11 protein-coding genes are annotated in these 12,435 nt (G+C 63.2%); 5 read left to right on the forward strand and 6 right to left on the reverse strand.

Annotated elements, in window-relative coordinates:
- Positions 1–3 precede the first annotated feature (3 nt).
- Genes L63ED372_RS13110 through L63ED372_RS13125 form a run of 4 tightly spaced genes read right to left on the reverse strand, consistent with a single transcriptional unit; the run spans position 4 to position 3,816 of the window.
- The gene (locus L63ED372_RS13110; RefSeq protein WP_062406436.1) at positions 4–669 is read right to left on the reverse strand and encodes a class II aldolase/adducin family protein; all 666 of its coding nucleotides are present in this window, start codon (positions 667–669) and stop codon (positions 4–6) included.
- Positions 666–1,934, reverse strand: coding sequence for a 3-oxo-tetronate kinase (otnK, locus tag L63ED372_RS13115; protein ID WP_062406438.1), 1,269 nt, complete (start codon positions 1,932–1,934; stop codon positions 666–668). The genes L63ED372_RS13110 and otnK overlap by 4 nt, the downstream gene beginning before the upstream one ends.
- Positions 1,931–2,830 carry an L-threonate dehydrogenase gene (ltnD, locus tag L63ED372_RS13120; protein ID WP_062406441.1) on the reverse strand — a complete coding sequence of 300 codons (900 nt, stop codon included), beginning with the start codon at positions 2,828–2,830 and terminating at the stop codon, positions 1,931–1,933. Before ltnD ends, otnK begins: the two co-directional genes overlap by 4 nt.
- An 11-nt stretch (positions 2,831–2,841) precedes the next feature.
- On the reverse strand, positions 2,842–3,816 hold the full coding sequence (locus tag L63ED372_RS13125; protein WP_062406444.1) for a Bug family tripartite tricarboxylate transporter substrate binding protein: 975 nt from the start codon (positions 3,814–3,816) through the stop codon (positions 2,842–2,844).
- Positions 3,817–4,001: 185 nt separating this feature from the next.
- On the opposite strand from L63ED372_RS13125, the gene L63ED372_RS13130 reads away from it, so the two are divergent.
- From L63ED372_RS13130 to L63ED372_RS13140, 3 genes are read left to right on the forward strand one after another with little or no spacing between them, the layout of a single operon-like run.
- Positions 4,002–4,859 carry a class I SAM-dependent methyltransferase gene (locus L63ED372_RS13130; RefSeq protein WP_062406446.1) on the forward strand — a complete coding sequence of 286 codons (858 nt, stop codon included), beginning with the start codon at positions 4,002–4,004 and terminating at the stop codon, positions 4,857–4,859.
- A gap of 12 nt (positions 4,860–4,871) precedes the next feature.
- Complete coding sequence (locus L63ED372_RS13135) at positions 4,872–8,090, forward strand: 4Fe-4S dicluster domain-containing protein (protein WP_062406449.1); 3,219 nt, start codon at positions 4,872–4,874, stop codon at positions 8,088–8,090.
- A gap of 21 nt (positions 8,091–8,111) precedes the next feature.
- Positions 8,112–8,831, forward strand: a complete 720-nt coding sequence (locus tag L63ED372_RS13140) for an SDR family NAD(P)-dependent oxidoreductase (RefSeq protein ID WP_062406451.1) — start codon at positions 8,112–8,114, stop codon at positions 8,829–8,831.
- A 33-nt stretch (positions 8,832–8,864) separates the two neighbouring features.
- Here L63ED372_RS13140 and L63ED372_RS13145 read toward each other — a convergent pair whose 3' ends face one another.
- Positions 8,865–9,182 (reverse strand): NIPSNAP family protein, encoded by a 318-nt coding sequence (locus L63ED372_RS13145; protein WP_062406454.1) that lies wholly within the window; start codon positions 9,180–9,182, stop codon positions 8,865–8,867.
- A 141-nt stretch (positions 9,183–9,323) separates the two neighbouring features.
- On the opposite strand from L63ED372_RS13145, the gene argE reads away from it, so the two are divergent.
- The gene (gene argE, locus L63ED372_RS13150) at positions 9,324–10,556 is read left to right on the forward strand and encodes an acetylornithine deacetylase (protein WP_062406456.1); all 1,233 of its coding nucleotides are present in this window, start codon (positions 9,324–9,326) and stop codon (positions 10,554–10,556) included.
- Between the two features lie 47 nt (positions 10,557–10,603).
- A complete protein-coding gene (locus L63ED372_RS13155; protein ID WP_062406458.1) occupies positions 10,604–11,572 on the forward strand; it encodes a tripartite tricarboxylate transporter substrate binding protein in 969 nt (322 codons plus the stop codon).
- A 90-nt stretch (positions 11,573–11,662) separates the two neighbouring features.
- Here the strand turns inward: L63ED372_RS13155 and L63ED372_RS13160 are convergent, their stop codons facing one another.
- Positions 11,663–12,409, reverse strand: a complete 747-nt coding sequence (locus L63ED372_RS13160) for a cytochrome b/b6 domain-containing protein (protein ID WP_062406460.1) — start codon at positions 12,407–12,409, stop codon at positions 11,663–11,665.
- Positions 12,410–12,435 lie beyond the last annotated feature (26 nt).

Here is a 12,435-nt window from a genome sequence, read left to right on the forward strand (position 1 = left end):
GGTTTACCAACGGGCGCCAAAGGCCTGGCGAAGTTCGTCCAGTGCGCTGGCGTGCAGGGGTGGTGTGTGGGGATGGAGCTGCATGAGCCGTGCGGTTTCTTCCAGCTCTTCAAGTGTGGCCATGGCGGCTGCGGGGGTGTCGTGCCAGACATTGGGGCCCAGTCGCGTGAGCATCACGGCGCGGATCGGTGCACCTTGTGCGGCGTATTGGCGGATCAGCTGAGCCGCTTCTTGGGCCGCATCCGGGCTGCCCGGGCGGTGGTACGTCACCAGAGGCACATGGCCAACTTTCATCACAAAATAAGGCGTGATGGGCGGCAGCAATTCGGGGCTGGTGGCGTTCAGGCTGAGCGCCACGCAGTGTGTGCTGTGGGTGTGGATCACGCAGCGCGTAGCGGCATCTGACTCACACGCAGCGGCATAAATCTGGCGGTGCAAAGCGATGGTTTTGCTGCCCTTGTCGCCGCTGACCTGTTGGCCTTGCAGATCAAGCTTGGCCAGGCGGTCTGGGTCAAGAAAACCCAAACACGCATCGGTCGGTGTGATCAGAAAACCATCGTCCAAACGCACGCTGATGTTGCCTGCCGTGGCGTGCACATAGCCGCGCTCGAACAGGCTGCGGCCCACGCGGCAAATTTCTTCACGGGCTTGGGTTTCGGCGCTGCTCATGCCAAGACTGTAAAGGCTTTGGTGAAAAAGTCTTCGGTGCCAAAGTTGCCCGACTTGAGCGTGATGTGCACCCCCCCAGTGAATGACGGTGCATGACACCAAGGCACACCGGGGTCGATTTGCGGCCCGATCTGCAGCTGCGCAATGCCCAGCGCTTGCACACAAGCACCCGAGGTTTCACCGCCAGCCACCACCAACTGTTGCACACCCAAACCCACCAGGCCCCGTGCCACAGCAGCCAGCGCGTGTTCGACCAAGGCACCCGCCTCGGACACGCCCAGCTGGGCCTGCACGGCTTTGACGGCCTCGGGCTCGGCGGTGGAGTACACCAGCACCGGGCCATCTTTCAACAGCGGTGCGGCCCAAGCCAGCACCTGCTGCACCACGGCATCGCTTTGGCCGTGCATCAGCGCCGCAGGGTTGATCGCCATCGCGGGGCGGCCTGCCCTTTTGAAGTGCGTCACTTGTGCGTTGGTGGCCACAGAGCAACTGCCCGAGACCACGGCTTGCAAGCCCTTGGCCGAAGGCAATTGGCTGGCTTGCAGCGAAGGCTGGAGGCCAAAGTTAGCGGGCAGGCCAATGGCCACGCCCGAGCCCGCAGTGACCAGCGGCATGCCTTGCAAAGCAGGCCCGAGCCGATGCAGGTCGTCGTTGCTGGTCGCGTCGACCACGGCCACGCCTACACCTTCAGTGCGCAAAGCAGCGATGCGTTCGCGGATGGCGGCCTCACCTTGTGCCACAGTTTTGTAGTCGATCAAACCCACCTTGCGCATCGTTTGCGCTTGCATCACACGCACCAAATTCGCGTCGGTCATCGGGGTGAGCGGGTGGTTTTGCATGCCCGACTCGTTGAGCAACACATTGCCCGCAAACAGATAACCCTTGAACACGGTGCGACCGTTGTCCGGAAAGGCGGGCGTGGCGATGGTGAAGTCGGTGCCCAGCGCGTCCATCAGCGCCTCGGTCACCGGGCCGATGTTGCCTTCGGGTGTGCTGTCAAAGGTCGAGCAGTATTTGAAATAAATTTGCTGTGCGCCTTGCGCCTGCAACCACTTCAAGGCGTCGAGCGATTGCGCAATGGCCTCGGCGGCGGGGATGGTGCGCGACTTGAGTGCCACCACCACGGCATGAACATCAGCGGCCAGAGGCCCTGTGGGCACACCGATGGTTTGCACCACCCGCATGCCCGAGCGCACCAAGTTGTTGGCCAGGTCCGTGGCGCCGGTGAAGTCGTCTGCAATGCAACCCAGTTTCAAAGCGCTCATGCCTTGCCTTTCGGCAGTTCAATGCCCGGGAAAATTTTGATCACGGCGCTGTCGTCTTCTTTGGCAAAGCCCGCGGTGCTCGCCTGCATGAACATCTGGTGCGCGGTGGAAGACAGTGGCAAGGGGAACTTGCTGGCACGCGCCATGTCGAGCACGATGCCCAAATCTTTCACAAAAATGTCCACGGCCGACAGCGGCGTGTAATCGGCCGCCAGCACATGGGCCATGCGGTTTTCAAACATCCAGCTGTTGCCCGCGCTGTTCGTGATCACCTCGTACAAAGCGGCGGCGTCCACGCCCTCGCGCAAGCCCAGCGCCATGGCTTCGGCCGCAGCGGCAATGTGCACGCCCGCCAGCAACTGGTTGATGATCTTGACTTTGCTGCCCGCGCCTGCGCTGTCGCCCAGCTTGTAAACCTTGGCGGCCATGGCATTTAAAAACGGCTCGGCCAGCGCGTAGGCTTCGGGCTTGCCTGCGGTCATCATGGTCATTTGGCCACTGGCCGCTTTGGCCGCGCCACCCGAGATGGGCGCATCTACATAGCGCAGGCCCATGGCTTCCAGTCGCGCTTCCAGGGCCACCGACCAATTGGGGTCCACGGTGGAGCACATCACAAACACGCTGCCGGGCTTCATGCTGGCCGCGCATCCGGGCGTGGTGCCGTCGCCAAACAACACGGCTTCGGTCTGCGCGGCATTGACCACCACAGACACCACCACATCACAGGCTGCGCCCAACGAGGCCAGTGTGTCGTGCGCGGTCCCGCCTGCGTTGGTGAAGGCCTCGGCCACCTCGCGGCGCACATCAAACACCTGCACCGCGTGCCCAGCGCGGCGCAGCGATGCGGCCATGCCCGAGCCCATGGCCCCCAAACCAATCAATCCAACTGTGCTCATGTGTTGACTCCTCAATCCAGTGTGATTTTGGCGAAGGCCGCCACTTTTTTCCATTGCGCCATGTCGGCTTGCATGAAGCTGGCCAGACCCTGTGCATTGGCCCAAGCAGGCTCGGCACCGGCTTTGAGCATGGCGGCTTTCACTTCGGGCTGGCTGGCCACGCGCTCCAGGGCTTGCTCCAGCTTTTGCGCGATGGGCGCGGGCAGACCCGCAGGCGCTGCCACACCAAACCAGGCAAAGACCTGGTAGCCCTTCATACCGGCCTCCTCCATGGTGGGCACGTTCGGCAAAGCGCTGCTGCGCTGGGGGGTGGTCACGGCCAAGGCTTTGAGTTTGCCGCCGTTGATCAGGCCCAGCGCGGAGGGCAGGTTGTCAAACATCATGTTCACTTCGCCCGCCATCAGGCCCGTCAGACCTGCTGCTGCGCCCCGGTAGGGGATGTGCGTGACAAAAGCGCCCGACTGGCTTTTGTACAGCTCTGCGCTCAGGTGCAGCGAGGTGCCCTGCCCGTTGGACGCGTAGTTGAGCTGGCCCGGCTTGGACTTGGCCAGCGCCGTGAGTTCGGCCACCGTGTTGATGCCCGAAGCCGGGTTGACCATCAGCACGTTGGGCACGCGCCCCAGCAGAGCCACCGGGGCGATTTGTTCGGGCTTGTAGGGCAGTTTGGTGTAGAGCGCCGGGCTGATGGTGAGCGGGGGCGAAGCCATGAGCAAGGTGTAACCATCGGCCGCTGCACGCGCGGCCTCGGCCGCGCCCAAGTTGCCGCCGGCACCGGGTTTGTTGTCGATGACGATGGGCTGGCCCAACTCCAGCGCCAGCTTGGGCGCGACCAAGCGGGCCATGTTGTCGATCAAGCCGCCCGGTGGAAAGGGCACCACCAGCTTGATGGGCCGCGTGGGCCAGGTTTGCGCAAAAGCGTTGGAGGCCCCAAAGGGGGAGACGGCGAGCAAGGCCGCGACTGCCGCGATCCAGTTTCTGCGTTGCATGGAGAGTTCCTGTTGTGAATTCATCAGGTCATCATACAAATTTTGAGTGAACCTTGCATCGGGGTGAACACGGAGGTCGGGGCCGTTCTGCCCTGACAGGCCCTGTCACCCCCAAGGCTCAGCTGAAGCTGAAATCCGGTTACCCTCCAAAACTTCACAATACCCTCCCCTCCAAGGCAACAGCCATGCCCCCCATCACGCGCCTTTGGCCCCTTGTGGCCCTGTTGTTTTTGCAAGCTTGCAGCAGCCTTCCGCCCGAAACCTACACGCCCAAGTTGGGCCAAATGGGCAAGGACGTGATGTGGTTGCCCACCCGCGATGAGCTGGTCACGCAGATGCTGACCGCAGCGCGGGTCACACCCGAAGACGAGGTGGTGGACCTGGGCGCGGGCGATGGCAAGATCCCGATCGCGGCCGCCAGGCAATTCGGTGCGCGGGCCTGGGGCATTGAGTACAACAAGGACCTGGCCGCACTGGCCCAGCGCAACGCGCAACGTGCGGGGGTTGCAGACCGAGTTCGCATCGTGCATGGCGACATCTTCAAGGAAGACTTTTCCAAAGCCACGGTGGTCACCCTCTACCTGCTCGAAGAGTTGAACGCCCAACTGCGCCCCACCATTTTGAAGATGAAACCCGGTACACGGGTGGTGTCCAACACCTTCTCCATGGGCGACTGGGAGCCCGACCAGGTGATCCGTGTGGGCACCAACACCGGCTATTTCTGGACCGTGCCCGCCGTGGTGGCGGGGCAATGGACCGTGCAAGGCCTGGACCGTCGCGGCACGGCTCGGATGCAGCTGACTCAGCACCACCAGCGGGTGGGCGGCACGCTGGCCTGGGGCTCGCAAGTGCAGCCCTTGCTGGGTGCCCGCATGGACGGTGCCCAACTGCATTTCAGCTTCGTGAATGCCGAAGGTCTGTTGCAGGCCGCCAAACTGCAGGTGCAAGGCCAAAACCTGAACGGCGAGCTGGTTGGGCCTTACGGCATGGTCGAGGTGCAGCCGGAGGTGGTGAAGGTCTTGGGTCAACGGGTCGGTCATTAAAGTACTTTGAGCATGCGCTTGTTCTCATACCGAGACCGCCCCGTACACCTGGGCCCCTACCCGATGGAGCGCCTGCGCCGCACCCATGCCAAACCCGACGACAGCGCTTTGCCGACCATGCAGACCTTGCGCTTTGAACATGAGGACCCCGAATCGCTGGCCCACGCCATGGCGCGTTACATGGCCATGTTCGATCTGGTGCGCGACGGGGCCGTGAACCCGCAAATGGGCGAGATCCCGGCAGAACCCGATGAACGCGCCCGGCACCTGAAGGCCGCAGGTTATTACTTTGATGCGTCGATGATGGGCATCTGCGCCCTGCCCGCCAGCGCTTGGTTGGCCGAACCGATCCGCAACCCCGCCGTACCCGCCTTGGGCGAAGAGTTGGCCCAAAGCCAGCCCGCCAGTTTTGCGGCGGGCATGGACATGATCCTGGCCGATGTGCTGGAGTCGGCCCGCACGGTGCATGGGCCGATTGCGCACCACAGCCACGCCATCGTGATTCTGGTGGAGTTTGCGCGAGACCCCCAACCGGGTGAGCCCGGCTGCGACTGGCTGGCGGGCACACAAGAGCCCCGCGCCGCCGTGCTGGCGGCGCAAACGGCGGTACTGCTGTCGAGTTATTTGCGCATGCTGGGCTACGAGGCACGGGCCCACAGCGCCAGCTGCAGCGACGTGGACTTGGCCCGCCTGGCCCTGGCCGCAGGCCTGACCCTGCCCGATGGCGGCAACCCCTATGTGGGCCAGCGCTATGCCCTGGCCGCCGTCAGCACCACTTTGGCGCTGGCCCCTGATCAGGCCCTGGACCCGCAGCAAAACCGCTGGCAAAGCCACGGCCCGGCCTGGTGGCTGGGCCAAGGCACCTTCAAAGGCGCGTTCCACCGCGACGCCTATGCCCGGCGCGAGTTTCGCCAAGGGGCGCACCCGTTTGAAACCCTCAAACGCCAAGACACGCCCACCACCTTCATCGACCACGACCGGGTGCCTCGATTCCCGAAGCGTGCCGACTTTTTTGCACGCGCCTTGTTTGGCGACCTGGGCAAGTCGGTGCAAGACGACGCCAAGAATGCGCACTACGTGATGAAAAGCCCCATCGGGGCCTGTGCGCGTCGGGCTTTGGGCGCTTTGCTGCTCTTGCAGTTTGGCCCTGCGCGTGGCCCGGTGGCCGCCAGCACGCTCGACCCCCAACGCAACGCCGACAAGCTCAAAGCCGCTTCTTACTATTTGGGGGTGGACGCAGTGGGCCTGTGCGCCGTGCCCGAGTGGGCCTATTACTCGCACGACGCGGGCGGCAACCCCATGCCCGCTTACCACGCCAACGCGCTGAACCTGTTGATCGACCAGGGCCACGAAACCATGGAGGGCGCCAGCGGCGACGACTGGATTTCGGTGGCGCAGAGCATGCGGGCTTATTTGCGCTTTTCGCTGATGGGCGGCATCTTGGCCGAGCAGATTCGGCGGCTGGGTTATTCGGCCCGGGTGCATTCGGTGCTCGACGGCGATGTGCTGCAGCCGCCTTTGCTCCTGCTGTCGGGTCTGGGCGAAGTCAGCCGCATTGGCGAGGTGATCCTCAACCCGTTTTTGGGTCCGCGCCTGAAAAGTGGCAGCGTGACCACCGACATGCCCATGGCCCCCGACCGGCCCATCGACTTTGGCCTGCAAAGCTTTTGCGAAAGCTGCAACAAGTGCGCCCGCGAATGCCCGTCTGGGGCCATCACCGCTGGCCCCAAGCTGATGTACAACGGCTACGAAATCTGGAAGAGCGACGCCGAAAAATGTGCCCGCTACCGCATCACCAATGCCGCAGGCGGCATGTGCGGGCGCTGCATGAAAACCTGCCCTTGGAACCTGGAAGGCCTGCTGGCCGACAGTCTGTGGCGGCAAGTGGCCATGAAGCTGCCCGCTGCCGCACCGGCGCTGGCGCGGCTCGATGACCTGCTCGATCGCGGCAGCATCAACCCGGTCAAGAAGTGGTGGTGGGACATTGAGCTGGACAAGCGCACGGGCCGCTATGTGCAAGCGGCGCAAACCCACCAGCGCACCCTGCAAAAAGACCTGGACCTGCGCTACGAAGACCAGACCCTGGCCGTGTACCCCGCCGACAAAATGCCGCCGCCTTACCCGGTCACATATCCGGTCAACCGCGAAGAAGGCATTGCCCGCTACCAGGCCTTGCTCACGCCCGCGCAGTACCAAGCCCGCTTGGCAGCAGGCCAAACCGAAGGCTTGGCCCCGGGGCCGCAGCCCTTGCCTGCTGAGCCGCCGGTGTTTCCGGTGGTGTTGCACAAACGCGAAGAAATGGCCGAGGGCCTGGCGCGTTACGAGTTCAAAGCGCCCGATGGCCGCGAGTTGCCGCCCTTCACAGCTGGTGGGCACATCGACGTGGTGATCGCCCCCGAATACCAGCGGCCTTACAGCCTGGCAGGCGACCCGGCCGACCGCAGCCGCTATGTGCTGGGCGTGTTGCGTGAGCCGCCCGAGTCCGGCGGGCGCGGCGGCTCGGCGCTCATGCACCGGGCCTTTCGCGAAGGGCGGCGGGTGTTTGTCTCGCGCCCGGTCAACCACTTTGCGCTGCACGAAGACGCCACACACAGCTGGCTGATGGCCGGCGGCATTGGCGTGACACCCATGATCGCTATGGCGCACAGGCTGTACGCTTTGGGCAAGCCCTTTGACTTTCACTACAGCGCGGCCAGCCGGAAAACAGCGGGCTTTTTGAAAGACTTGGCCCAGGCCCCTTGGGGCCATCAGGTGCAATACCACTTCAAGGACGAAGGCCAGCGGGCCGACCTGATGCAGCTCTTGCCCAACTACGCGCCGGGCCAGCATGTCTACACCTGCGGTGCGCCGCGCTTCATGGACGGCGTTTTCGAGGCGGCCACTGTGCACGGCTGGCCAGAAGATGCCTTGCACCGCGAATACTTCAGCGTGCCCGAGGCCGACGCCTGGGTGAACCAACCGTTTGAGTTGCTGCTGCAAAAGTCGGGCCGCCGCCTGCAGGTGCCTGCCGAGCGCAGTGCCACCGAGGTGCTGGCCGAGGCGGGCGTAGGCGTCAGCGTGAAATGCAGTGACGGCTTGTGTGGGGTGTGCGCCCTGCCTTACGATGCACAGGCGTCTGATGCGGTGGAACACCGCGACTTTGTGCTCAGCCAAAAAGAGCGGCAACAGAAAATCATTTTGTGCTGCTCACGCGCCCAGCATGCGGGTGGCGTCATCACCCTGAATCTTTAAAAACAGCAAGGGAGAGGTTTCATGGACACGGTCAAAAAGGTTTTCATCACCGGTGGCACCAGCGGCATTGGCGCGGCCATTGCCCGGGCCTTTGCCGCCACCGGCGCCAGCGTCACGGCCACCGGGGCCACACCTGCCGAAGTCGAGGCGGCGCAAGGCCTGAGTGCCAACCGCCTGATCGCCTTCCATGTGCTGGATGTGCGACAAAACGAGCATGTGCAAACCGTGCTCGGTGAGTTCGGTGAGTTCGATGTGCTGGTCAACTGTGCGGGCATCATCCAGCGCAACGTCGAACACGACCCGGAGGCATTTGCGCAGACGGTGGACATCAACCTGAACGGCACCATGCGTGTGTGCGCTGCAGCGCGTGCGGGCCTCAAGGCCCGCCAAGGCTGCATTGTCAACACCGCGTCGATGCTGAGCTTCTTTGGGGGTGGCCTGACACCGGGCTACAGCGCCAGCAAGGGCGGCGTGGCGCAGCTGACCAAGTCACTGGCCATTGCTTATGCGACCGACGGCATTCGCGTGAACGCGGTGGCCCCGGGCTGGATCGCCACGCCCTTGACCCAAGCCCTGCAAGACGACCCCACACGCAGCACTCAAATTGTGGGCCGCACGCCCATGGGCCGCTGGGGCCAACCCGAAGACGTGGCCGACCCGGTGCTGTTTTTGGCCAGCGACGCAGCCCGCTTTGTCACGGGCGTGGTCTTGCCCGTCGATGGGGGTTACCTGATCCAATGAGGCAGGGGCAGCGCCTCGGCCGCCCCCAGGATTTCAGGGCTGGGGGCCCCACGGGGCGGACAGCATGAGCTTGTTGTTTTGCTCACGCATCAGTGGGCGGATCTTGGCGGCAAAAGCCATGAACTCAGGGTCGGCAAACACCTGCGCCCAAAAGGCGCGGCGGTCGGCATCGTCGTCAAACTTCCAGACATGGATCAGCTCATTGATCGCGCCCACATCGCCCGTGAAATAGCCCACCAGTTTTTGTGGGTGCTTGGCCAGCGCAGGCCAGCCTTCGTTTTTGTAGAGCGAAATGACTTCGGACATTTTTCCGACGATCACGGAATAGGTGCGCAGCTCGTAAACGGCCATGGGATCTCCAACAGTGGGTGAAAACAACGGTTCACTTTAGGGTCTCACGCCCTGTTGACCTGTCGGCAAGGTGACGCCTTGATGCAAGCCGCCCTGTAAGATCAAAAAACGCCCCAAGGGGCATTTTTGATGGAATCTGCCATGAACGCTCCAATTTCTCCCGCCGCGCTGGCCCCTGCTGCCACCGCTGTCAAAGCCACCGATCTGGCCGCCCTGCCCTTGATTGAAAAATGGATCGCCTTTGCCACCGTCTCGCGTGACAGCAACCTGGCTTTGCTCGATTGGACCGAGGCCTACCTGAACGATTTGGGCATCACTTGCAGCCGCACTTATGACGACAGCGGCCAAAAAGCCAACCTCTGGGCCACACTGCCCGCGCACGACGGCGAAACCAAAGTCGGTGGCTTGGTGCTGTCGGGCCACACCGATGTGGTGCCGGTCGACGGCCAGCCTTGGGACACCGACCCGTTCAAGGTCGTGATCCAAGGCGACAAGATGTTCGGCCGGGGCGTGACCGACATGAAGAGTTTTGGGGCCATCTGTTTGATGATGGTGCCCGAACTGCTAAAAAGAAAACTCAAGCGCCCGATCCACTTGGCCTTTAGCTACGACGAAGAAGTGGGGTGCATCGGCGTGCGGCGCATGATTGCAGACATGCGGGCCCAGGGCTTCAAGCCTGCAGGCTGCATCGTGGGCGAGCCCACCGGCATGCAGGTGGTGATTGCGCACAAGGGCAAGCATTCGTACAAAACCACGGTGCACGGTTTTGAGGCGCACTCCTCGCTCACGCCCCTGGGTGTGAACGCGGTCGAGATCGCTTGTGAATTTGTCGCCAATCTGAAAAGCATGCACCGCGAGCTGGAACAAAGCGGCCCGTTCGACCCGATTTACGACGTGCCCCACACCACCATCCACACCGGTGTGATCGCAGGCGGCACCGCGCTCAACATCATCCCGCGCCAGTGCGAGGTGACTTGGGAAATCCGCCACCACCACATGAACACGCCCGAAGACCTTTTTGCACGGGCCCAGGCCTTTGGCGAGAGCCTCGTGCCTGCCATGCAAGCGGTCGCACCCGACACGGGCATCACCCACGAACTCAAATCGGTGTTGCCCGGTTTTGCCACGGCGGCCGACAGCGAGATCGCGCAGCTGTGCTTTGACTGTGCCGAGGTCGACCCGGCCAGTGGCGCAGGCAAGGTGTCGTTTGGCACGGAAGCTGCGCTGTTTCACCAGGCGGGTGTGCCCACCATCGTGTGTGGCCCCGGTCACATTGCGCAGGCGCACCAGCCCAACGAGTGGGTCACGCTGGAGCAACTGGCCTGGTGCGAACGCTTCATGCGCCGCCTGGCCGACAGGGTGTGTGTGGCCTGATCGCGGCCTGATTTCGAATGTTTTGAACCCTCTACAAGGAAACTCTCATGATGCAACGGCGTGAAATTTTGACGGCTACTTTGGGCACAGCTTTGCTGTCCGTTGTGGGTTTGGCCCAAGCCCAATCCACCAAAACGGTGCGCATCGTGGTGCCTTTTGCGGCCGGTGGTGTGCAAGACACGCTCGCCCGTGCACTGTCACAAGAAATGGCCGCGGCCTTGGGTCAAACCGTGATTGTGGAAAACCGCGCCGGTGCAGGCGGCACCGTGGGCACCGGTTATGTGGCGCGTGCCGAGGCCGATGGCACGGTGATGGTGGCGGCTGCGGCCAGCCACAACATTGCCGGATCGCTCTACACCAAGCTCGCTTATGACCCACAAAAGGATTTCACACCTTTGGCCCACATTGGTAGCGCCAGCTATGTGCTGATGGTGCACCCCGATGTGCCCGCCAAAAACGCAGCCGAATTCATCCGCTACGCCAAGGCCAACCCCGGCAAGATGAACTACGCCAGCGCCGGTGTGGGCAGCGCCACCCATTTGGCCATGGCCTATTTCACGGGTCTGTCGGGCACCGACGTGGTGCACATCCCGCTCAAGGCCACGGGCGAAGCCATCAACGAGGTGCTCTCAGGCCGTGCGCAAGCGGTGATCGCAGCCAGCATTGGAGCGCTCTCTTTTGCCAAAGACAGCCGAGTCCGCTTGTTGGGCGTGACCTCACCCCAGCGCAGCAAATACCTGCCGGACTTGCCCACCATCGCCGAGAGCGGCCTGCCGGGTTACCAGTTTGACTCCTGGTTCGGCTTTTTGGGCCCTGCGGGCGTACCTGCTGCCGAGGCCAATCGCATCAACGCGGCCGTGAGCAAGCTGCTCAAAGACCCGGCGGTGCTGGCCCGCTTGGACAAACAAGGCATCGAGCCGCGCGACATGAGCAACGCCGATTTCAGCAAACTGCTGGCCGCCGACTATGTGCGAATGGCGCAAGTGGTCAAGGCCTCGGGCGCCAAGATCGACTGACCCACCTGCCAATGCACAAGGCTGAACGGGCTGGCAAAAGTCCGTTCAGCCAAAGCCCCGAATCAAGCGCACGGGCACGGGACGGCTTGGTCACAGTGCAGCGCTGTAAATCTCCCACGCGATGTAGACCAGCACACACAAGAGCAACACCACCGCCAGCCACACCCGGTTGTGTGCGATCAGATCGGGGCCACGGCCTTCGAGGCGACCCGTGAGCATGGGCAGTGCCAGGTTTTTTTGGCGCCAAAAGCTTTGACCGGCCAGCAGGGTCAAGTGCAACAGCACCAGGCTCAAGGCCGTGTTGCCAAAAAACTCGTGCAATGACTCGAACACCTCGCCACCCAGATCACCGCCCCACTCATGGAAGGTGCCGTAACCGGTCAGGGTCAGCGGCAGCACCACCGCCAGCAAGGCCAGCAAGGAGATGGCCATCCCCAAAATCGGCGCCTGCCGCCAGGCCACCGCTTGCCAGGCGCCCCCTGGACGCCAAGCCGTTTGCAAGGTTTTCAGCCAAGCCTTGGCCCCACTGACTTTGCGCCACATCGTGCTCCAGCGAATCGGCCTGGGCCCGACCAGGCCATACACGATCCGAAACGCCAACAGGCCCGCCGTGGTGTAGCCCAGCACCACATGCACCATCCGCCAGTGTTCGCTGTCGGCGCTGATGTAGGCCCCGACAAAGCTCAGGGCAAACAGCCAATGAAACATGCGCATGGGCGCATCGGTCACGAGGCGGCCAGGGCCCTGGGGGGCCACCGGCGTGGCAGGTGGGGCTGGTGTGACAGCTGGGCCTTTGGCAGCGCTCGGTTCAGGACGGGTGGAAGTCAAGGTGGTCATGGTGTGCTTTCTGGGTGCAGAGGTGC

The sequence above is a fragment of the Limnohabitans sp. 63ED37-2 genome (genome assembly GCF_001412535.1).
GTDB lineage: Bacteria > Pseudomonadota > Gammaproteobacteria > Burkholderiales > Burkholderiaceae_C > Limnohabitans_A.